General features: G+C 71.6%; 15 protein-coding genes. 3 read left to right on the top strand and 12 right to left on the bottom strand.

What is annotated here, in order from left to right; translation table 11 throughout:
• Positions 1 to 34 precede the first annotated feature (34 nt).
• The 8 genes from ACQF4J_RS26850 to ACQF4J_RS26815 all read right to left on the bottom strand — a co-directional run bounded on the left by ACQF4J_RS26850 (position 35) and on the right by ACQF4J_RS26815 (position 10,877).
• A complete protein-coding gene (locus ACQF4J_RS26850) occupies positions 35 to 1,372 on the bottom strand; it encodes a cytochrome P450 family protein (protein WP_427166951.1) in 1,338 nt (445 codons plus the stop codon).
• Positions 1,369 to 3,351 carry a hypothetical protein gene (locus tag ACQF4J_RS26845; RefSeq protein WP_427166950.1) on the bottom strand — a complete coding sequence of 661 codons (1,983 nt, stop codon included), beginning with the start codon at positions 3,349 to 3,351 and terminating at the stop codon, positions 1,369 to 1,371. The genes ACQF4J_RS26850 and ACQF4J_RS26845 overlap by 4 nt, the downstream gene beginning before the upstream one ends.
• A gap of 40 nt (positions 3,352 to 3,391) precedes the next feature.
• Positions 3,392 to 4,399 (bottom strand): nucleoside triphosphate pyrophosphohydrolase, encoded by a 1,008-nt coding sequence (locus ACQF4J_RS26840; protein ID WP_351806289.1) that lies wholly within the window; start codon positions 4,397 to 4,399, stop codon positions 3,392 to 3,394.
• A 155-nt stretch (positions 4,400 to 4,554) separates the two neighbouring features.
• Positions 4,555 to 5,202, bottom strand: coding sequence for a SurA N-terminal domain-containing protein (locus tag ACQF4J_RS26835; protein ID WP_351565267.1), 648 nt, complete (start codon positions 5,200 to 5,202; stop codon positions 4,555 to 4,557).
• 157 nt (positions 5,203 to 5,359) lie between these two features.
• On the bottom strand, positions 5,360 to 6,187 hold the full coding sequence (locus tag ACQF4J_RS26830) for a glycoside hydrolase domain-containing protein (protein WP_427166949.1): 828 nt from the start codon (positions 6,185 to 6,187) through the stop codon (positions 5,360 to 5,362).
• A 183-nt stretch (positions 6,188 to 6,370) separates the two neighbouring features.
• On the bottom strand, positions 6,371 to 7,867 hold the full coding sequence (locus ACQF4J_RS26825) for a protein kinase domain-containing protein (protein ID WP_427168620.1): 1,497 nt from the start codon (positions 7,865 to 7,867) through the stop codon (positions 6,371 to 6,373).
• Between the two features lie 38 nt (positions 7,868 to 7,905).
• Positions 7,906 to 8,547, bottom strand: coding sequence for a hypothetical protein (locus ACQF4J_RS26820; protein ID WP_351565261.1), 642 nt, complete (start codon positions 8,545 to 8,547; stop codon positions 7,906 to 7,908).
• Positions 8,548 to 8,687: 140 nt separating this feature from the next.
• The gene (locus ACQF4J_RS26815; protein WP_427166948.1) at positions 8,688 to 10,877 is read right to left on the bottom strand and encodes an N-6 DNA methylase; all 2,190 of its coding nucleotides are present in this window, start codon (positions 10,875 to 10,877) and stop codon (positions 8,688 to 8,690) included.
• 208 nt (positions 10,878 to 11,085) lie between these two features.
• On the opposite strand from ACQF4J_RS26815, the gene ACQF4J_RS26810 reads away from it, so the two are divergent.
• Together ACQF4J_RS26810 and ACQF4J_RS26805 are read left to right on the top strand one after the other, a co-directional pair.
• Positions 11,086 to 11,790 (top strand): hypothetical protein, encoded by a 705-nt coding sequence (locus ACQF4J_RS26810; RefSeq protein WP_427166947.1) that lies wholly within the window; start codon positions 11,086 to 11,088, stop codon positions 11,788 to 11,790.
• Between the two features lie 112 nt (positions 11,791 to 11,902).
• Complete coding sequence (locus tag ACQF4J_RS26805; RefSeq protein WP_427166946.1) at positions 11,903 to 12,631, top strand: hypothetical protein; 729 nt, start codon at positions 11,903 to 11,905, stop codon at positions 12,629 to 12,631.
• 123 nt (positions 12,632 to 12,754) lie between these two features.
• On the opposite strand, the gene ACQF4J_RS26800 is transcribed toward ACQF4J_RS26805, so the two are convergent.
• Positions 12,755 to 13,471 (bottom strand): HNH endonuclease family protein, encoded by a 717-nt coding sequence (locus ACQF4J_RS26800; protein WP_351565243.1) that lies wholly within the window; start codon positions 13,469 to 13,471, stop codon positions 12,755 to 12,757.
• Positions 13,472 to 13,672: 201 nt separating this feature from the next.
• On the opposite strand from ACQF4J_RS26800, the gene ACQF4J_RS26795 reads away from it, so the two are divergent.
• The gene (locus ACQF4J_RS26795) at positions 13,673 to 13,858 is read left to right on the top strand and encodes an antitoxin (protein ID WP_351565240.1); all 186 of its coding nucleotides are present in this window, start codon (positions 13,673 to 13,675) and stop codon (positions 13,856 to 13,858) included.
• Between the two features lie 110 nt (positions 13,859 to 13,968).
• Here the strand turns inward: ACQF4J_RS26795 and mfd are convergent, their stop codons facing one another.
• The 3 genes from mfd to ACQF4J_RS26780 all read right to left on the bottom strand — a co-directional run bounded on the left by mfd (position 13,969) and on the right by ACQF4J_RS26780 (position 21,187).
• Complete coding sequence (mfd, locus tag ACQF4J_RS26790; RefSeq protein WP_351806281.1) at positions 13,969 to 17,499, bottom strand: transcription-repair coupling factor; 3,531 nt, start codon at positions 17,497 to 17,499, stop codon at positions 13,969 to 13,971.
• Between the two features lie 323 nt (positions 17,500 to 17,822).
• Positions 17,823 to 20,402, bottom strand: a complete 2,580-nt coding sequence (locus ACQF4J_RS26785) for an ABC transporter permease (RefSeq protein ID WP_351565235.1) — start codon at positions 20,400 to 20,402, stop codon at positions 17,823 to 17,825.
• The gene (locus ACQF4J_RS26780) at positions 20,399 to 21,187 is read right to left on the bottom strand and encodes an ABC transporter ATP-binding protein (protein WP_427166945.1); all 789 of its coding nucleotides are present in this window, start codon (positions 21,185 to 21,187) and stop codon (positions 20,399 to 20,401) included. Before ACQF4J_RS26780 ends, ACQF4J_RS26785 begins: the two co-directional genes overlap by 4 nt.
• Positions 21,188 to 21,276: the final 89 nt, after the last annotated feature.

Here is a 21,276-nt window from a genome sequence, read left to right as displayed (position 1 = left end):
ACGTGAAGATCACAGAGTTGAACGCGTGTCATGTTTACGGGGGGCTCGAGGCCTCGACCGGAGTGAACTCGACCGGGAGCGTGCGCAGTCCGCGCATGATGAGTCCGCCCCGCCACCTCAACTCCCCTGGATCCTCGGCCAGTCGGAGGTCCGGTAGCCGGGTGAGGAGCGTCGCGAGGGCGGTCTGGCCCTCCAGCCGGGCCAACGGGGCACCGAGGCAGTAGTGGATGCCGTGGCCGTATCCCAGATGCTGGTTGTCGCGGCGGGACAGGTCGAGGGTGTCGGGTTCGGCGAAGCGGTCGGGGTCGCGGTCGGCGGCGGCGAGCACGACGAGGACGGGGTCGCCGGCGGCGATGTCCTGTCCGCCGATCGTCAGCGGCTCGGTGGCGAACCGCCAGGTGGCGAGCTCCACCGGCCCGTCGTAGCGCAGGAGTTCCTCGACGCCCGTCTCCAACAGGCCGCGTTCGCCTGCGGCGAGGGAGGTCTGCAGGCGGGCGCGCTGCTCGGGGTGGGTGAGGAGGGCGAAGGTGCCGTTGCCGATGAGGTTGACGGTGGTCTCGAACCCCGCGAAGAGCAGGATGAAGGCCATCGCCGCGGCCTCGTTCTCGGTGAGGTGCTCGCCGTGGTCGGAGGCGCGGATCAGGGCGGAGATGAGGTCCTCGCCGGGAGCCGGGGTGTCCGGGAGGGCGGCGCGCTTGCGGTGGATGAGGTCGGCGAGATACCCGCGCATCTTCTCCACCGACCGCGCCACCCCACCCCTGGGGCCGCCCTGATGCCGGATCATCATCCCCGCCCAGTCCCGGAAGTCGTCCTGGTCCTCACGGGGGACGCCGAGCAGGTCGCAGATCGCGTGGATGGGCAGCGGGAAGGCGAACTCGTGGATGAGATCGGCGGAGCCCTTCTCCGCGAACCGGTCGATGAACTGATCGGTCAACTGCTGCACGCGTGGCGCGAATTCGGCGACCCGGCGGGGCGTGAACGCCTTCGAGACGAGACGGCGCAGCCGCGTGTGGTCGGGTGGGTCGATGTTGAGCAGATGCGTCATCAACTCGGCCTTGCGCTCACCCGGAATGCCCGTCTTGCCCTTGGCGTGGGCGGGCTCGTCGTGGTGGGCCGGGTTCTTGGACAGCCGGTTGTCGGCGAGGGTCTGCTTGGCGTCGGCGTAACGCGTGACCAGCCAGGCCTCGACCCCGCTCGGCAGAGTCGTCCGATGCACGGGGGCGTGGGCGCGGAGCCAGGCGTAGGCGGGGTAGGGGTTGGTGGCGAATTCCCAGGTGAAGAGGTCGGGGGGTGAGGGGGTGGGGGTGTCGGGGCCGGTGTGGGCGGGCGCCGTGGTGGGGGTGGGCTGGTCGGGGGTGGGCTGGTCGGTCACTCCTTGACGGTATCCGGGTTCGGGGGGAGTGCCTCGCGGAGGGCGGCGAGGGTGGCGGCGGCATGCGGGGAGCCGTCCTCGGCGGCCTCGGCCAGCCAGTGTTCGGCGCGGACGAGGTGCAGGGCCGCGAGGTCCAGCCGGCCCTCCGGGTGGCCCGCGCTCGCCGCCCTCTCCAAAAAGTGGAAGGCCTTCTCCTGGTCGCCCACGGCGTTGAAGTGGAGCCCGCGCCAGCGGTCCGCGTCCGCCTCGTCGCCGGCCAGGTCCGCGAGGTCGGTGATGACCTTGCGGGCGTCGGCGTCCCCCGCCGAGGCGGGCGCTCGCAGGGCCGTACGACCGGCGGCCACGACCGCCTCCAGCTCGGCGGCGCCGGCCCGCTGTGCCAGCGCGCTCATGTTCCGCCAGAGGTAGGGCCCGGGCGGCGGGAACCCGGGCGAGCGCAACGCGTCCGCCACCAGTGCTCCGCTCGCCCGCCAGACCGTGCCGCCCTCCCCTTTGTCCGGAACGAGAAGCCCCGTGACGCCGAGGCGCGGCCGACCGGCCCAGGACAGCTCCTCGGACAGCCATTCGTCCTCCAGGAGCACCCCGTACTCGGCGTCGACGAGCAGCATCCGCCATTCCGACGCCGCCAACGGGCGCCGCAGCCCGCACCTGGCCGCGTCGATCGCCGCCCGCACCAGCTCGTACCCCCACGGCCGCCCGTCCGGCCGCCGTGCCCAGCGCCACTCCTCCCCCAGCTCCGGCCCGACCGCGAGGAACTGCGTCACGCCCAGTTCCTCTCGCCAGCGGACCGCGTCCACCAGCCTCGAGTCCTCCGCCTCCGCCAGCCGCTCCAGCTCCGGCCCGCTCCAGCGGCAGGTCAGTTCGAGCTTGCGGGCCCCGCGCAGCAGCCGGGCGTGGGCATGGTCCCCGAAGCCGTGCTTCGCGTACGCCTCGTCCCGCATCGTCGCCAGCACGAGCACGCCCTCGTGCGTGAGCCGGGAGACGACGCCCGCCGTCCGCCCCTGCTCGTCGAGGTGGCCCGCGATGTCGTCCAGCCACACCACATGCGTGCCCTCGGGATCGCGGCCCTGCAGTGCGCCGGGCAGCGACCCGAGGTCGGTGCCTTCGTGCGCGACGCAGACACGCGTGCCGTCGGCGGCCGCTCGCTTCAGCCCTTCCCAGGCGGTCCTCGTCTTCCCGGCGAGCGGCTCCCCGGTGACCACGACCAGTCCTCCCGAGCGCAGCGCTTGAGCCAGCAACCGGTCGAGCACCGGGTCACAGTCGCGCGGCACGTACGGCGGCTGGTCCGTCTCGTCGCCGACGCGACGCGCGGGCCGTACGCCGGGAGGGAGCCGGAGGGCGCCCAGGCGGGGCCAGCCGTCGGCGACGGCGCGGGGCCGCTCGGGCGGAGCGCCGTGGACATGCTGGACGCCGATCGCGGGGCCGTTGAAGGTGCCCTCGCGGAAGTCGATGTGGTCCTTGGCGGCCTCGGGGGTGTGGTGCAGGGTCAGCGAGTGGATCGTGCCGGCCTGCACGACGGGAGCGTCGAAGCGTCCTCCGGAGATCGTGTTGGTGACCGCCGGTCCGCCGTCCGTGAGCGGCGCGAACTCGTCTATGAGGTCGCGCAGTCCGGCCGCGGCACCCGGGTCGTCCGCGAGCAGTCGGCGCAGCCGCGCCCGCAACTCGGCCTCCGTGTACGTCTCGATGGCCTCGGTGACCCTGTCCATGCCGCCCGCCGCCAGTAACTTCTCCCTGGCCAGGTCGAGTTCGGCCGCCCCCGCGACGAGACGCTCTTGCTCGGCACGGCGCTCGCCCTCGGCGTGACCCGCCCCGCCCGCGTGACTCGCCCCGCCCGCGTGGCCCTCGTCGCCCGCGCCGCTCTCGGCGGCGGCGAAGAGTGACGCGACGCGCTCCCGTACGCTCGTCCAGGCGTCCGTCGCCATCGCCTGCACGACCGCCGAGCTCCCCGCAGCCGCCAGCGCCGCCAACTCGGCTTCCATCAGGCCCCCTTGCCTCGCCCCGCCCTACGGGACAACGGTACTAACCCCGCAGGCCCTCGGCCGTGCGCACCGCGTCGCGATAGGTGCGCGCCGCCACCCGCAGAGCCGCCTCCGGATCCACTCCCTCCGCCTCCGCCCGCGCCGCCAGCGCCAGCAGTTCGTACCCGATGCCCTCCCCGGCCGGCAGCGGCACCTCCAGGGCCGCCGTGCGCACCCGTGAGGCGAGCTTCGCGGCGAGGGCGAGGCCCGGCTGTCCGAGGGGTATGCCGTCCGTCACCGACTCCCGCCGCTTCTCGATCGCCTTGGTGCGCAGCCAGTGCTCCTTGACCTCCTCCGGGGTCGAGGCGGTCTCGTCGCCGAAGACGTGCGGGTGACGGTGGATGAGTTTCGCGACGATGCCACCGGCCACGTCGTCGATGGAGAAGGGGGCGTCCGGGTCCTCCTCGGCGATGCGGGAGTGGAAGACGACCTGGAGCAGGACGTCCCCCAGTTCCTCGCGCAGCTCGTCGCGGTCGCCGTCCTCGATCGCCTCGACGAGTTCGTAGGCCTCCTCGATGCCGTACTTCGCCAGGCCCTTGTGGGTCTGCTGCGAGGACCAGGGGCACTCGGCGCGAATCCGGTCCATGACCTGGACGAGGTCAAGGAGGCGGGCGCCGGGGAGGTCGTAGGAGGCGGGGAGGAGTTCCAGCTCGGGCATGCTCACACGGCCCGAGCCTGCGAGGCGCGCCAGGCCGTCCGTGAGGGCGGGCTCGCCCTCGCCCGTGGCGACGACGACCACGGTGCGGTCGCCGGCACAGGCGGCCACCAGTTCCTCCGCCGTCGGGGACGCCTCGTCGACCCGTATGCCCGCCTCCCGCAGATAGGGCAGCTGCGGGTGAGCGCCGTCCGCACACAGCACGCGGTCGGCGGCGTGCAGGACCTGCCAGGCGGGCCAGGAGAGGAGACCGGGCGCGACGCGGTGGCTGGTGGTGAGCAGGACGATGCGGCCGGGGGCGGGGGCCTCGCCGGGGTCCTGGCCGGGGGCGGGGTCGAAGCTGGTTGCGTTCACGATTCGAAGCTAACGCACGTCACGGACAGCCCCACGAGTTGTCCACAGGCGGGGGTTCACAAGGGCGGGCGTCCACAGGCAGGGGCGGGGGGCCACAGCCAGGGGGCCGGACACCCGCAGGGGCGCCCGCCGCTGCCGCCGTACCGTTCCTCCGGCTACGCGGTGCCCTGCGAGGCCGCCGTGGCGACCTCTCGCACCCACGGCGTCTTCGCGTCGACGCGGCTGCTCTTCTGGACGTCCCAGGCGCCGTAGCGCGGGTTGAGGTCGACGTGGAGTTCCTTCGAGGCCTTGGACAGGGCGTTCCAGAAGGCCGGCTTGCTGGTGTCGGTGCCGAGGGTCCGGGCGAGTTTCTGGGCCTCCAGCTGCAGGCGGAGGTTGTCGTCGAGACGCTTGGGGGCCACGCCGTACTGCTGCAGCCATGCCGTCTCGAGCGCCTTGGAGCCGCCGACCTGCTGTTCCAGGCCGGTGCGCATCTGCTGGATCTCCTTGGTGGTGACGCTCACGCCGTTGTCCTGGGCGGCCCGGTGCAGCACCCGGTCGAGCACCATGTTGTGCAGGGTGTCGCGGGTGAGGCTGCCGGTCTGGGCGACGGCCTGCTTGTACTGCGCGTCGTTCGCCACGGCCGCGCGCTGGGCCGTTCGTACCTCGTTGACCCGGTTCTCCAGCTGCGCCACGGTGATCCGCTGGCCGCCGACGACGGCCGCGGCGCCGGGATGCGAGTCGCTTCCGCAGGCGGTGAGGAGGGGTGCCGCGGCGGCGATCGCGGCGGTGAGCAGGAGCGCGGTGCGACGGCGGCGGTGCAAGGAAGCCTCCCGAGGAGATTGTGCGACGGTGCACAAAGTCTTGCGGTGATCGATGTTAGGCAGTGGGACGGCTGTGGCCAACCCATTCGACCGACCCATTCGACCAACGATTCACCACGGCTTCGGGCACCGCCGCGCCCGGGCGGCCTGCGGGGGCTCAGCCGGTGATGGCCACCGGAGCGTCCCACGCGTCGCGGTCCACGGTGATCGTGTGGCCGTTGCGCGTCTCCTTGCTGTTGACCAGGTACTGGTGGCCGCGGCTGTGGCCGGTGTACTGGGTCGAGCCGAACGGCCAGTCCGACGTGGTGGTGTTCTGCTTGTCCCACAGGGCGTACCAGAGGTTGCCCGGCAGGTCCGTCTTGTCGGTGGCGTTCGCGATGGCCTTGGCGCTGGAGCTGGTGAAGCCGTAGTAGCCGGCGCGGTAGGTCTTGGCGCGCAGTTCCTTGTCGAAGGCGCGGACATAGGTGAGCACGGCGTCGTTGCACGACGTGTTCGTGATGTCGTACGACTCCATGTCGAGGTAGATCGGGCTGCCGGCCTTCATGCCGAGCGCGGAGGCCTTGGCGACGGCGTCGTCCGCGTCGGTCCTGCCGAGGGAGGCGGCGGTCGTGGCGGTGAGCTTCTCGGGGTTGGAGCCGGACTGGCAGGGCGGCTGGGCGCCGACGTAGAGCGGGATGAGCTTCCAGCCGAGGGTGCTGACGGACTTGACCCAGGAGGCGGTGAGGTTGGGCTGGGAGCAGCCTCGGTTCCGGCCGCCGACGTAGACGGCGGCGGCGCCGTAGAAGCCGGTGTGCCAGGCCTTCATCGCGGACAGGGAGGGGGCGGCGCAGGTGTCGAAGGCGCGCCCGGTGTACGTCTTCTGCGCGGGCCAGGTGGTGGCGGCCATGGAGGTCTGCGCGGCGATGCCCGCCCCGGCGACGACGGCGGCACCGGCGACGGCCCACGTGATGTATCTGCGCTTCTTGGACTGCCGGTGGCCGGCCATGGATTCCCCACCCTTGGTTGTGCGTCGAGGCGATCGCCCGTGCCGTCGATTGCCTGTGTGTTCGAGGCGATGCCTGGCAAAAACGAACCGCACCCTATCCGGCGACGTTCATGCGTTCGGGAAACACGAGCCCCGCGGGTTCACAAGGTTCCCTCATGCCAGGGCAAAATCGCGCACCCTCGCCTAGCCGCGCACCTGACCGAGCCACTGCAGCGTGCGGCGGATGTCGGCCGCGAGCGGATGGGCGGGGCCGCGCAGGCGCTCCACGTCCATCAGCAGGCGCGCGAGCGCGTCGTGCGCGGCGGGGCGGTCGCCGAGGGCGAGGAGCAGGTGGCCGATGCGGCGGCGGACCTCGTGGGAGAGCTCGGGGTCGCCCGCCGACACGTACTGGTTCTCGTAGTACGGCAGCAGCGCGCGGTACTCCGCGAGCGCCCCCGCCGGATCCCCGAGCGCCTCCAGGCACTGGGCGGCCTCGTAGCGGAACCGGAGCGACTGGGGGTCGGCCTGACCGGCCTCGGCGGCGCGTTCGTCGGCGAGACGGCGCAGTTCGGGCAGCGCGCGCCGGTACTGGCCGTCGTCCATGAGCGTGGCCGCGTACTGCTTGCGCAGGGTGCGCACGACCGGGGAGTGTTCGCCGTGCTGCTCCGCCGCGGCGGGCAGGATCGCGCCGAGGATGTCGACGGCCTGGGTGATGCGGCCCTCGCCGAGGAGGCGCTTGACCTCGTCGACGGCGCGCGCCACGTCGGGTTTCTCGGCGCTCTCGGGCACGGGCGTGACGGGGGCGGGCTGGGGCGCGGGCGTGCGCGCGCGGTCCGGCCAGGGGGCGTGCGGGCGCAGGAAGGGGCGCGTGGGGTCGAGGGGCGCCCCGGTGGGCGTCCCGCGCGCCGGCAGGAGCAGTGCCAGGTGCTCGTACACCTCCTGCGCGGAGGCCGGGCGGTGCTGCGGGTCCTTCGCGAGCAGGCGCAGGACGAGCGCTTCGAGCGGCTCGGGGACCTCGGGGCGGATACGGCGCACGGGCACCGGGGCCTCGTACAGGTGCCGGTGCAGCACGCCGAGCGCCGTGGAGCCGGCGAACGGGACGTCACCGCTGAGCAGTTCGTGCAGCAGCACGCCGAGCGCGTACAGGTCGGTGTACGGGCCGACCGCGCCGCCCATGGCCTGCTCGGGCGCCATGTAGGCGGGCGAGCCGATGGGCGTGCCGGTGTGGGTGAGGCGGGTGGTGTCGGCGTCCATCACCGAGGCCACGCCCAGGTCGAGGACGGTGACGGTGCCGTCCTGCTTGACCATCACGTTGCGCGGCTTGAGGTCGCGGTGGACGATCGGCACGGCGTGCACGGCGCTCAGCACGGCGCACAGTTGGGCGGCCACCGCGACGGCCCACTGCCACGGGTACGGGTCGTGCTCGGCGAGGTGGTCGGAGAGGTCCGCGCCGTCGACGTACTGCATGACGAGGAACAGCTCCTCGCCCTCGCTGCCCGCGTCGTGCACGGTGACGAGCCCGGGGTGGTCGACCTGCGCGGTCACCCGGCACTCGCGCACGAACCGCCGGCGCAGTTCGTCGGCCTCCTGCCCGGCCACCTTGTCGGGGCGCAGCAGCTTCACCGCCACGCGCCGGTCGAGCCGTTGGTCGTAGGCCGTCCAGACCTGTCCCATGCCGCCCTGCCCGATGAGCGTGGACAGTTCGTAGCGGCCGGCGACGACGCGTCCTGCCGTCACGGTCACCTTCCGCCCTCGTGGTTGTCGTCGCTCCCGCCGGGGTGCTTGCGCAAGTAGTCGCTGAGTTCGTCGAGTTCGGCGCGCACCTGGTCGATGCGGGCGGGCGCCGGCCGCTGCGGCGGCGCGGGTGCGGTCGCGGGTGGCTGGGGCACGGGCGGGTGCGGCACGGGCGTGTGGGGCATCGGGGGCGGGGCGTACGGCGGCTGCGCGGTGCTCGGCACGGTCGCCGCGGTGAACGGCGAGGAGGACTGCGGGTATCCGTAGCCCGGCGTCATCGGCGGCTGCCCGGCGTAGGTCCGGCCGAGCCGGCTGAAGTGGCGTATGTCCGCGTAGAGGAAGTACCCGGCGCAGGCCACCGCGTTCAGCAGCAGGATGCTCATGCCGATGTTGCCGTTCGTGGTGCTGAAGTCGTCGGTGTGGTCGGTGCTGAGGAAGGCGAAGCTGGTGCCGAGGACCACCACCGAGGCAGCGAAGACCCACCAGTCGACGGCCCGGCGCGTCACGATCGCCGCGCGGAGCGTCGCCACCCACGCCAGGAACCCGATGCTCAGGATCGCCACGGCCACGAAGATCACGCGCAGCACGACCAGCGCCCCCGTCGAGGGTCGCTTCGGCGGAGGCGGCGCGTAGCCGGGGCCTTGCATGGCTGCTCCTGGAGGCCTGGTGGGGGCGGACGTGTGTGCCGTGTCCGAGCGTATAGGCCGACAAGGACAACCGGTCCGGCTTGTACCGAACCGTTGTCGTGCTGATCCACTCCGTACGACGGCGCGTGGTCTCAGCGGACTCAGCCGGGCGCCACCGTCCCGTCCGTCAGCCCGTCGTACATCCCGCGCACGAGCTGGTCCCCGAGCCGGTTCGCACGCCTGAGCGCCCGCTCGAACTCGTCGAGTGCGCGGAAACGCGCGCCGTAGCGCCGTTGTTCGTCGAGCGCGAGCCGGGGCAGCTGGAGCCGGCGCACGTCCAGGCGCGTGGCCGTGGAGGCGTAGCTGCTGGCCTGGCGGTTGTTGGCGGTGCCGCGCAGGAAGCCGGCGAGGAACCAGGGGTCGAGCGCTGTGGGATCGGGGCGCAGAAGCACGAGATGGCGCCCCAGGGCGGCGCCCCCCGTCGCGTCGTCGATCACGCGCGCCACCGCGCCTCCGCCGAGCACCGGTACGACGACGTCGCCCGGCTCGGTCAGCACGGCCTCCTCGTCGCTCTCGGGGAGCGTGCCGGAAGGTGCCGTACCGGCGAGGACGTCGTGGTCGGTGAGAACGGGCACGCGCGCGTGGCCGCCGTTTCCACCGGTGCGCATCACCAGGGCGCCCCCGCGCGCGAGTTCACCGACCGTCGTGAACGGCCAACGGGGCGCCGGCTGCGCGGGGTCGGCGGGCGGCGGAGTGAGGTCGACCGTCAGGCGCAGGGTGTCGCCGAGGCGTTCGCGCACGGCGGTGAGCGCCTCGGTGCCGTCGGCCGCGGCCGGCGGCGGCAGATGGCGGGCCGGCGCGAGGTCGACGTCGTCGTCGAGGAGGTCGATGACGGGCAGGGAGCGGGCCAGCCCCGGGCGTTCCTGGAGGGTGCCCGCGCGGTCGAAGGCCCCCCAGGCGTCGAGGACGGCCTCCCGCACCGCTCGCCAGTCGGGTCCGCCGCGCCCCTCGGTCGCGTACTGCCCGGTGTCGACGAGCAGCACCTCGGGCTGCGCGGGCGCCTTGTCGGGCCGGCGCAGCACCCACAGGTGGAGCGGGATGTTGTACGGCGGTGCCGCGCCGATCGGCAGCGCGACGACGGCACGCAGCGCACCGCGGCGCAGCAGGTCGGCGCGGATGCGGCGGCCGGAGCGGCGGGAGGCGGCGGCGGGCGGCATGAGGAGTACGGCGGTGCCGCCGTCGCGCAGGCGGGCGAGGGCGTGCTGGACCCAGGCGAGCTCGGACTCGTTGCGGGCGGGGAAGCCGTACTCCCAGCGAGGGTCGTAGGCGAGTTCGTCGTGGCCCCAGTTGCGCTCGTTGAACGGCGGGTGGCACAGGACGGCGTCGGCGCGCAGATCCTGGAAGGCGTCGGCGCGCAGGGTGTCGCCCGCGGCGGCGCGCACGGTGGCCCGGGTGTGCAGTGCGAGACGCAGCGCGGTGAGCGCGGCGAGGTCGGGGGCGCTGTCCTGGGCGTAGAGCTCCTGGTCGGGGCGGGGGGAGACGGCGCGCAGGAGGGCGCCGGTGCCGCCGGCCGGATCGAGGAGGGTGCGGGCCGGGCCTGCCAGGTCGGCCATGAGGCCGGCGAGTTCGGTGGGGGTGAGCGTGTACTGGCGCGGGTTGGCGTCGAGATGCCTGCCGAGCAGGAACTCGAAGGCTTGCCGGGCGCCCAGGTCGGCGGCGAGTTCGGCGGCGCCGCGCAGGAGGGGGGCGGAGGGCAGGAGTTGGGGGCCGGTGGGGGTGTGAACTGCCGGCGAGGTGTTCACAGCGTGAACGGCCGATGGGGTGTTCACACCGTGAACCGGCGACGGCGCCGTGTTCACACCACGAGGGGTGTCCTCTCGGGGCGGCGGGTTGACGGGCGACGGCGAGTTCACAGCACCCGGAGTGTTCACAGCGACCGACGTGTTCACGGCCCGCGTGCCGAACCGTGGCAGCAGCACCTGCTCCAGCGCCCCCGGCAGCATCGCGGCCAGCCGCTCGTCCGACCCCGAGCTCACCTCGAGCCACACCGTCGGCCGGTCATGGATGAGCAGCAGGACGCATCCCGCGTGCGTGAGCGCGGTGACCGGCCCCTCGGGGTGCCCCGCGAGCTGCTGCCAGACGCGTTCGCGCAGCGGGACCTCGGCGAGTTTCCCCTGCTTGCGCAGCCACGCCTCGATCTCGGCCAGCGCGAAGGAGGGGCTGGTCTCGGTGCCGCCGACCGGCCTGGGGAAGTCGGCGTGGCGGCGGCGCCAGTTGCTGACGGCGGCGCGGCCGACGCCGGCCAGCCGGGCGATCCCGGCGGCGGTCACCTCTGTCGCGTTGTCCTGCACCCGTCGGCTCCCCTCGTCGTCCCCGTGCCCCGACCTCTGCGTGTGAGCCGAGCATACCGACGCAGGCAAGATCTACCCCTTCACGCCCGTGTACACATCCCATCTCGTGAACCGTGTTGACTCGGTTCACAAGCTCTGCTGTTATTGACCCATCGAACAGCGGCCGCCGACGAGGAGGCGGCCGCACCGTCCGAGGGGGGACACAGCCATGGGCATGAAGGGCAAGGTCGCGCTGGGGGCCGTCGTCGGGATCGTCGTCATCGGTGTCGTGTCGGCGAACGCCGGCAGCAACGGAGACGGCAAGAGCAACGGCAGCGGCGACAAGGGCACTTCGGCCTCCGCCGACCACGGCTCCGACGGCAACAAGACCGCCAAGGGCAAGGACGGCGGCGCGAAGGCCACCGAGAAGAAGGTCGCCTTCGCGGGGGACGGCGAGTTCCGGGTCGGCAAGGACGTCAAGCCCGGCACCTACCGCACCACCGGCAACAGCGACGGCATGTGCTACTGGGAGCGCGCCAAGGACGCCAAGGGCGAGATGGACTCGATCCTCGCCAACGACAATGTCACCGGCGCCAGTTACGTGACCGTCAAGGCCACCGACAAGATCTTCAAGTCCAACGGCTGCAAGGACTGGGAGGCCGTCGACCTCAAGGCGAAGGCCAAGGGCACGCCCGCCTCCCGGATGGCCGGCGACGGCGGCATGTTCAGAGTCGGCGCCGACATCGCGCCCGGAACCTACCGTTCCACCGGCAACACCGACGACTCCTGCTACTGGGAGCGCACCAAGGACGCCAAGGGCGACATGAACTCCATCATCGCCAACAACAACGTGAGCGGCACGGCCGTCGTCACCATCAGCGCCTCGGACGGCTACTTCAAGACGACCGGCTGCAAGGACTGGAAGAAGGCCTGACACACCGGCCGACCACCGTCTCGGGCCCCGCCACCGCCGCCGCCCCCGTCCCGCCCCGCCCCGCCCCCCCCACACTCACCTCCCCTGTCACAACACCCCTTGAAGGACTGTCATGCGTCTCTCGCCCCGTGCCGCCACGCTGTTCGCCGTCGCGGCGCTCCCCCTGGCCCTCACCGCCTGTTCCTCCGGTTCGCCCTCCGGCTCGTCCTCCGACACCGGCGCGAGCGCCAAGCCGGCCAAGGCCAAGGACCTCAACGCCGGTCTGGCCACGGGTACGGAGCTGAAGAAGGCGCTGGCGCCCGCGTCGGCCTTCCCGGCCGGGTTCACCCTCGAGGCCGACGGCGCGTCGGACAGCGGTGGCCAGTTCCTCGCCCCGTCCGCCCGGAAGACCGCCAAGCCGGACTGCACCAAGCTGGAGGCCACGTCGTGGATCCAGGTGACCGGCTACGAGGGTGGAGTGTCGTTCGCCCAGGACGACTACGTGAACCAGGACAAGACCGAGGAACTGGCGCAGGAGATCGACGAGTTCCAGGGTTCCACGGCCGGCGCCGTGATGAAGCAGCTCCAGTCCGTCGCGGCGGAGTGCGCCACGTTCACGGACACGGACGCCCACGCCAAGGTGAAGGTCGCGGGCGCCGCGACGACCGGGCTCGGCGACGAGGCCTACACGATGACGCTGACGAGCGGCGCCTGGCAGAACGGGACCACGCTCATCGCGGCCCGTTCGGGCAACGCCGTGGTCACCGTGCTGTCCACGGCGGGCAGCGACAACGGCGCCGCGACCGCGAAGAAGCTGACCGGCCGGCTCCTCACGTCCCTGAAGGATCTGAAGACCGCCTGATCCACGTCACGCACCCGACCGGCCCGGCAGGCTGTGCGCGCTCAACGGCGCGCGCACCCTGCCGGGCCGCGGTCGGTGTCCGCGCACTTGCCGGGCCCCGGTCGTACCGTGCGAAGACTTCGGTCAGCCCGCGTGGAAGCGTGCCGGCGCCTCCGTCGGGTTGCCGCCCGAGGGGAGCTTCTGCCCGGGGCAGGTCCTGAGCACCTTCTCCATGGCGGCCTTCTCGGCGGCGGTCACCCACAGCTGGTACTTCTTCTTCACCGCGACCTGTGCGGCGACGTACGTGCACCGGTACGCCTTGTTCGGGGGCAGCCAGGTCGCGGTGTCGCCGTCGCCCTTCGAGCGGTTGGTGCTGGCGTCGACCGCTATGAGGTTGAGCGGGTCGTTGGCGAGGGCTATGCGCTTGCCGGCGTCCCAGTACTTGGCGCCCTTCTGCCAGGCGTCGGAGAGGGGGACGACGTGGTCGATGTCGACGAGGCTGCGGCCGCGCCGGTAGGTGACCTTCTTGCCGGAGTAGGGGTCCGACTCCAGTACGCCGTACGACACCTTGCACTGGCCGCCGGTGAACTTCACCTCGTCCAGGTCCCGTTTGAGGATGTCGTCGCGGGTGTCGCAGGAGTTTGAGTCGGTGTCGGCCCAGGCGGTGCCGAACCGTTCCCGCGAGTAGCCCGTCTTCGGTGCCCGGCCCTTGACGGTCAGGGACTCGGCCGCGGTGAGCGCAGCCCCGCCGCCCCCGGTCTCCTTCGGCCCGCCGGACCCGGTGGTCGTCTCCGCCTTGCAGCCGGTCACGGCGAACACCAGCACGACGGCAGCCGCGGTCCCGCCCCTCAGACGCCTCACGATGCGTCCCTCCCCTTTGTCACCCCGGTCGGCCCCCGCACGGGGCGATTTCCCCGTACGACTCCGCGCACACCGTAGCGACAGGGCGCACGGGGGCACACACGAGGGCCGTGCGGGGTCCCGGCCGAGCCCTCACAAGTGGGCATTTGCCCCATATGGGCCGTATCGTCGATTCTGAGGCACCTATGTAAGGAGCTCTGGATGGGCATCTTCGACAGGTTCAAGAGCAACCGCATGGCGCAGGACAAGGCCAAGGACACGTCCGACGCCGCGGAGAAGAAGGTCAACGAGAGGACGGGCGACAAGTACGAGAGCCAGGTCGACCAGGGCCAGCAGAGGCTCGAGGAGCAGCTCGGCATGGACCGCGACCGCCCCGACCGGCCGTAGACCGGGCCCGCACAGACCTACGCGAACGGCTCACCGCACACTGTTGTTCAGGCCACCCGCCCCCCATGGGGCCGGTGGCCTGACGCCTGTTCAGGACAGGGGAGGGAGGGTCAGGACCCCAGGATCGACGTCAGGAACTCCCCGACCCACCCCAGCAACTCCCGCCCGACCAGCGGCTTTCCGCCGACCTTCGCCGTCTTCGGCCGTGGCACCAGCACCTGGTGTGCCGCCGGCTTGATGACGGTCCCCGGGTAGAGGCGTTTGACACGCAGTTCCTGGGACTCCCTCAACTCCACCGGTGCGAAGCGGATGTTGTTGCCCTGCAGCACGACCTCGCCGACGCCGCACGCGCGGGCGAGCATGCGCAGACCCGCCACGAGCAGCAGGTTCTCGACCGGCTCGGGCAACTTGCCGTAGCGGTCGACGAGTTCCTCGCGGACCGACTTGATGTCCTCCTCCGTGTTGGCGGAGGCGATGGCACGGTAGGCCTGCAGGCGCAGCCGCTCGCCGGGGGCGTAGTCGTGCGGGACGTGGGCGTCGACCGGAAGCTCGATCTTGACCTCGAGCGGCGGCTCCTCCTCCACGCCGCCCTCCAGGGAGGCGCGGTAGTCCGCGACGGCCTCGCCGACCATGCGCACGTACAGGTCGAACCCGACACCCGCGATGTGGCCGGACTGTTCGCCGCCGAGGAGGTTGCCGGCGCCGCGGATCTCCAGGTCCTTCATCGCCACGTACATGCCCGCGCCCATCTCGGTGTGCTGGGCGATCGTGGCGAGCCGCTCGTGGGCCGTCTCCGTCAGCGGCTTCTCCGGCGGGTAGAGGAAGTAGGCGTAACCGCGCTCGCGGCCACGGCCGACCCGGCCGCGCAGCTGGTGCAGCTGCGAGAGGCCGAAGTTGTCGCCGCGCTCGACGATCAGGGTGTTGGCGTTGGAGATGTCGATACCGGACTCGACGATCGTCGTGGAGACCAGGACGTCGTACTTCTTCTCCCAGAAGTCGACGACGACCTGTTCCAGCGTCGACTCCGACATCTGGCCGTGGGCGGTGGCGATGCGTGCCTCGGGGACGATCTCGCGCAGCCGGGACGCGGCCCGGTCGATGGACTCCACCCGGTTGTGGATGTAGAAGACCTGGCCCTCGCGCAGCAGTTCGCGGCGGATGGCGGCGCCGATCTGCTTCTCCTCGTAGGGGCCGACGAAGGTCAGCACCGGGTGGCGCTCCTCCGGCGGGGTGGTGATGGTCGACATCTCGCGGATGCCGGTGACGGCCATCTCCAGGGTGCGCGGGATCGGGGTCGCGGACATCGTCAGTACGTCGACGTTGGCGCGCAGCTTCTTCAGCTGCTCCTTGTGCTCGACGCCGAAGCGCTGCTCCTCGTCGACGATGACCAGGCCCAGGTCCTTGAACTTCGTCTCGGAGGAGAACAGGCGGTGGGTGCCGATGACGACGTCCACCGAGCCCTCGCGCAGGCCCTCCAGCACCGCCTTGGCCTCGGTGTCGGACTGGAAGCGGCTCAACGCCCTTACGTTGACCGGGAACTGGGAGTAGCGCTCGGAGAACGTCCCGAAGTGCTGCTGCACCAGCAGGGTGGTCGGCACCAGGACCGCGACCTGCTTGCCGTCCTGGACGGCCTTGAAGGCGGCGCGTACGGCGATCTCGGTCTTGCCGTAGCCGACGTCGCCGCAGATCAGGCGGTCCATGGGGATCGACTTCTCCATGTCCTCCTTGACCTCGGCGATGGTGGTGAGCTGGTCGGGGGTCTCCGCGTAGGGGAAGGCGTCCTCCAGCTCGCGCTGCCACGGGGTGTCCGGGCCGAAGATGTGCCCGGGCGCCGCCATGCGCGCGCTGTACAGCTTGATCAGGTCGGCCGCGATCTCCTTGACGGCCTTCTTGGCACGCGCCTTGGTCTTGGTCCAGTCGGCGCCGCCCAGCCGGTGCAGGGTGGGGGCCTCGCCACCGACGTACTTGGTGATCTGCTCCAGCTGGTCGGTGGGGATGTAGAGGCGGTCGCCGGGCTGGCCGCGCTTGGCGGGGGCGTACTCGACGACCAGGTACTCGCGGGTGGCGCCCTGGACGGTGCGCTGCACCATCTCGATGTAGCGGCCCACGCCGTGCTGCTCGTGGACGATGTAGTCGCCGGCCTCCAGGGTGAGCGGGTCGATGCTCTTGCGGCGGCGGGCCGGCATCCGGGCGCCGTCCTTGCCGGCCGCCTTCTGGCCGGAGAGGTCGGTCTCGGTCAGGACCGCGAGCTTGAGGGCCGGGTCGACGAAGCCGTAGTCGATCGAGCCGCACGCCACGTGCACGACGGACGGGGCGATCGTGCCCAGTTCGGTCTCCAGGCGGGCCGCGATGCCCTCGCCGCCCAGCACCTCGACCGTGCGGGCCGCGGGGCCGTGGCCCTCGGTGACGAAGACCGTGCGCCAGCCGTCGGCGAGCCAGCCCTTGGTGTCGGCGAGGGCCTTGGCGGTGTCGCCGCGGTAGGTCTCGGGGGCGTGCATGCCGAGCTTGAGGGTGTCCGCGTCGAGCTCCTCGTCGGCGGCGAACGGCGACACCGACCACCACATCATGTCCAGCTCGCGCGCCCGGTCCCGGACGTCCGCGATGGACCACAGGGAGGCCGCGCCGACGTCGATGGGCGCCTCGCCGCCGCCCGCGGTGGCCGCCCAGGAAGCCTGCAGGAACTCCTGGCTGGTGGCGACCAGGTCGGCGGCACGCGTGCGTACCCGCTCCGGATCGCAGACGACGGCCATGGCGCCCTTGGGCAGGACGTCGATCAGCAGTTCCATGTCGTCGACGAGGACGGGGGCCAGCGACTCCATGCCCTCCACGGCGATCCCCTCGGCGATCTTGCCGAGCAGCTCGCCGAGCTCGGGGTGCTCCTCGGCGAGGGCACGCGCACGCGCACGGACGTCGTCCGTCAACAGAAGTTCACGGCAGGGGGGCGCCCACAGGCCGTGCTCGGCGACTTCGAGGGAGCGCTGGTCGGCGACCTTGAAGTAGCGGATCTCCTCGACGTCGTCGCCCCAGAACTCGACGCGCAGGGGGTGTTCCTCGGTGGGCGGGAAGACGTCCAGGATCCCGCCTCGTACGGCGAACTCGCCGCGCTTCTCGACGAGCTCCACGCGCGCGTACGCGGCGGCGGCGAGGGCCTCGACGATCTCGTTCAGGTCGGCCGTCCGGCCGGTCCTGAGCGCGACCGGCTCCAGATCGCCGAGCCCCTTGACCTGCGGCTGCAGCACGGACCGTACGGGCACGACGACCACGGAGACCGGGCCGGTCTCGGGGTCGTCGGGGCTGGGGTGCGCGAGCCGGCGCAGGACGGCCAGGCGGCGGCCGACGGTGTCGCTGCGGGGGCTGAGCCGCTCGTGCGGGAGGGTCTCCCAGGACGGGTACTCCACCACGCCGTCCGGCGGCAGGAGTGATCTCAGGGCGGCCGCGAGGTCCTCCGCCTCCCGGCCGGTCGCCGTCACCGCCAGCACCGGGCGGCCGGTCTCGCGGGCCAGCGCGGCGACCGCGAACGGGCGGGCCGCAGGGGGGCCGACCAGGTCGACGTGCATGCGGTTGCCGTCGGCGCCCGCCTTGATCGCTTCCGCGAGGGCGGGGTCCTTGACGACGGCGTCGAGCAGACCGTGCAGGCTCATTCTGGGCGGCTTTCGTCCGGGGGCGGGCAACGCGAATCGCCCGACGCGCGCTGCGGGCCGGGGGTACCTCCAGCGTACGTCGCGCTTCGCGGGGGCGCCGGGGCTGTGGATAACGCGGGCTGCGGGCGTGCCCGGCGCCGATGTGGGCCTCTGTCCGGGGGCTGCCGCCCCAGGCCCCCGCTTCAGCCCTGAAGGGGCCTCGTCCTCAAACGCCGGACGGGATGAGTCGGCCCGGGCCGGAGAGGCGAACAGGCCCGGCGCCGGCGAGTCCCCCAAGACTCCCCGGCACCGGGCCGCTCCCCCGCAACCCCCGTATGCGGTGGCTATTCGGTCGCGATCGCGTTCAGGACGTTCATCCGGCCCGCCCGGAACGCCGGGATCAGGGCGGCGAACAGGCCCACGAAGGCGGATCCGACGAAGACCGCGATGATGGTCGGCCAGGGGATCTCCAGGACCTTGAGGCCCTCCAGGGCGAGCAGCTTCTGGGCCGTCGCGCCCCAGCCCATGCCCAGCCCCAGGCCCAGCAGGGCGCCGAAGAGGGCGATGACGACCGACTCCATGCGGATCATGCGGCGCAGCTGGCGGCGGGAGAGACCGATGGCCCGCATCAGGCCGATCTCACGGGTGCGCTCCACCACCGACAGGGCCAGGGTGTTCACCACACCGAGGATCGCGACGATGATCGCCAGGGCGAGCAGGCCGTAGATCATGTTCAGCAGCTGGCCAATCTGGTCCTTCAGCGCCTGCTTGTAGTCGGTCTGGTCGCGCACCTTGTACTGCGGGTAGTCGTGCAGCGCGGACTTCAGCGACTTGTAGGCCGCGTCCTGCTTGCCGTGCTCGGCGGTGGCGAAGACCAGCTGGTCCAGGGGCATCTTGTCGGCCGGGACGTACTTGGTGAGCGTCGCGATCGACGTGTACTTGGCGCCCTGGTCGATCACGACGTCACTGCTGGTGATCGCCCGGACGGTCAGGTTCGCGGTGCGGCCGTCCTTGAAGGCGACCTTGATCTTCGAGCCCAGGTGGATGTCGTGCGCCTTGGCGAACTTCTCGTGCACCGACATGGAGTCCGGCCGGTAGGCGTCCTTGAGGTTGCCGGCGACGGTCTTGGTGCGCAGGTCCGTCGCGTACGTCGGGTCGGCCGCCGTGATGTCGGTGTCCTTCAGGAGCTTGCCGTCGGGCGTGGTGTAGTCGGCCTGCGTCGAGCGGTACTCGGTGACCCGCGCCAGCCCGGGCGTGTCCTTGACCGCCTTGACCGCCTGCGGCGTCACCAGCTGCCCGCTGTCGGACTGGATGATGAAGTCCGTGCCGACGGTCTTGTCGAGCTGGTCGGTCGCGGAGGCGACCATGGAGGAGCCGACGACCGACAGGCAGGCGACCAGCGCGAGCCCGATCATCAGCGCGGCGCCCGTGGCGCCGGTACGGCGCGGGTTGCGCAGCGCGTTGCGCTCGGCCATGCGGCCGACCGGACCGAACATCCGCAGCAGTACGGCGCCCAGGACGCGCACCACACCGCCCGCGAGGAGCGGGCCGATGACGACGAACCCGATGAGCGAGAGCACGATGCCCAGGCCCAGCCACGCCGAGCCGTCGGTGGCCTTGCTGACGCCCGCGGCCAGGTAGAGGCAGTAGCCGCCGGCGCCGGTGAGGAGCACGCCCACCAGGGCCCGGATGCGGCCGGCCTTGGCGTCGGCGGGAGCGCCGGCGTCGCGCAGGGCGGCCATCGGGGAGACCTTCCCGGCCCGGCGGGCGGGCAGGTAGGCGGCGAGGACGGTCACGACGACACCGAGGATCAGGCCGACCACCGGGGTGGTCCAGGCGACCGTCAGATCACTGGTCGACAGGTGCATGCCCATGGAGCCCATGAGTTTCATCAGGCCGACCGCCAGGCCGACGCCCGCGCCGACCCCGAGGACGGACCCGAACAGGCCCAGCAGCAGCGCCTCGGCCAGCACCGACCGGTTCACCTGCTTGCGGCTCGAGCCGATGGCCCGCATCAGGCCGATCTCCCGCGTCCGCTGGGCGACCAGCATCGAGAAGGTGTTGATGATCAGGAAGATGCCGACCAGGAAGGCGATCCCGGCGAAGCCGAGCATCGCGTACTTCATGACGTTCATGAAGCCCTCGACGTCCTTCTGGTTGGCGTCGGCGGTCTCCTTGGCGGTCTGCACCTTGTAGCCGGTGCCGAGTTCGGCGAGGACGTTCTTCTTCAGCTGCGGGTCGGTCACCCCGGAGGCGGCCGTGACGTTGACGTTGGTGAAGACACCGGTCTTTCCGACGAGCGTCTGCTGGGCCGTCTTCGTGTCCAGGTAGAAGATCGCCGCGCCGGGGTTGGTGACCTGGAAGTCGGCGATGCCGGTGATCTTCGCGCTGTGTGTGCCGACCGCGCTGATCACGGCGAGCTCGTCGCCCAGCTTCAGGTGGTGCTTGTCGACGGTGTCGCGGTCCACCATCACCTGGTCGGGGCCCTTGGGCGCCGTACCGGAGGTGATCTTCATGGTGCGGGCGTCGTTGCCGTTCCAGCTGCCCACGATGGTCGGGGCGCCGCTGGAGGGCGAGAGGCTGTCCTTCTTGTCGTCGACGACGGTCACCGAGGTCGAGAAGACGGTGCCCTCCGCCGACTTCACGCCCTGGGCCGCGCGCACCTTGGTGAGCACGGAGGCCGGCATGACGGGCGGCCTGCCGTTGTCGGCGGTCGTCGCACCGCTGTCCGAGGCGCCCTTGGCGCTGACGGTGACGTCGGAGGAGGTGGCCTGGAACAGCTTGTCGAAGGTGGTGTTCATGGTGTCCGTGAACACCAGCGTCCCGCAGACGAAGGCGACGGACAGCAGGACGGCTATGGCCGACAGGGCCATGCGCCCCTTGTGCGCGAAGAAGTTGCGCATGGAGGTCTTCAGGACGGTCATGACGTACGCCCCCGGGCGTCGAAGTCCTTCATGCGGTCCAGGACGGCCTCGGCGGTCGGCCGGTGCATCTCGTCGACGATCCGGCCGTCGGCGAGGTACAGCACCCGGTCCGCGTACGAGGCCGCCACCGGGTCGTGCGTGACCATCACGATGGTCTGCCCGAGCTCGTCGACGGACCTGCGCAGGAAGCCGAGGACCTCGGCACCCGCGCGTGAGTCGAGGTTTCCGGTCGGCTCGTCACCGAAGATGATCTCGGGGCGGGCGGCCAGCGCCCGGGCCACCGCGACACGCTGCTGCTGGCCGCCGGAGAGCTGGGCGGGCCGGTGCTTGAGCCGGTCGGAGAGGCCGACCGTGTCCACCACGCGCCCGAGCCACTGCTGGTCCGGCTTGCGGCCGGCGATGTCCATGGGCAGCGTGATGTTCTCGATCGCGTTCAGGGTGGGCAGCAGGTTGAACGCCTGGAAGATGAACCCGATCCGGTCGCGCCGCAGCCGGGTGAGCTTCTTGTCCTTCAGGCCGGTGATCTCGGTCTCGTCGAGATAGATCTGCCCGGAGGTCACGGTGTCGAGCCCGGCGAGGCAGTGCATCAGCGTGGACTTGCCGGAGCCCGAGGGCCCCATGATCGCGGTGAACTGCCCGCGGGCGATGTCCACGTCGACGTGGTCGAGGGCGACGACACGGGTCTCGCCGGCCCCGTACGCCTTGACGACCTGCCGCGCCCGCGCGGCAACGGCCGTACGCCCTCCAGTGCCCCCGTGCCTGGGAATGGTCACGGCCGATGTCATGGCGTATCTCCTATGTCGGTCATTGGATGAGTCGTTCGGCCCCGTTGCTGTGCGAGCCGGTGTGTGTCCCGAACTGCTTCGACGACGAG

Origin of the sequence: Streptomyces sp. C1-1, assembly GCF_050214755.1 — a bacterium.
Classification (GTDB): Bacteria; Actinomycetota; Actinomycetes; order Streptomycetales; family Streptomycetaceae; genus Streptomyces.
This window is presented reverse-complemented; position numbering and strand designations above follow the sequence as displayed.

Bases quoted from the DNA above. Each gene is read 5' to 3' on its own strand.
- ACQF4J_RS26845 (WP_427166950.1), bottom strand. From the start codon at position 3,351: ATGGAAGCCGAGTTGGCGGCGCTGGCGGCTGCGGGGAGCTCGGCGGTC.
- ACQF4J_RS26830 (WP_427166949.1), bottom strand. From the start codon at position 6,187: ATGGCCGGCCACCGGCAGTCCAAGAAGCGCAGATACATCACGTGGGCC.
- ACQF4J_RS26820 (WP_351565261.1), bottom strand. From the start codon at position 8,547: ATGCAAGGCCCCGGCTACGCGCCGCCTCCGCCGAAGCGACCCTCGACG.
- ACQF4J_RS26810 (WP_427166947.1), top strand. From the start codon at position 11,086: ATGGGCATGAAGGGCAAGGTCGCGCTGGGGGCCGTCGTCGGGATCGTC.
- ACQF4J_RS26805 (WP_427166946.1), top strand. From the start codon at position 11,903: ATGCGTCTCTCGCCCCGTGCCGCCACGCTGTTCGCCGTCGCGGCGCTC.
- ACQF4J_RS26795 (WP_351565240.1), top strand. From the start codon at position 13,673: ATGGGCATCTTCGACAGGTTCAAGAGCAACCGCATGGCGCAGGACAAG.
- mfd (WP_351806281.1), bottom strand. From the start codon at position 17,499: ATGAGCCTGCACGGTCTGCTCGACGCCGTCGTCAAGGACCCCGCCCTC.
- ACQF4J_RS26785 (WP_351565235.1), bottom strand. From the start codon at position 20,402: ATGACCGTCCTGAAGACCTCCATGCGCAACTTCTTCGCGCACAAGGGG.
- ACQF4J_RS26780 (WP_427166945.1), bottom strand. From the start codon at position 21,187: ATGACATCGGCCGTGACCATTCCCAGGCACGGGGGCACTGGAGGGCGT.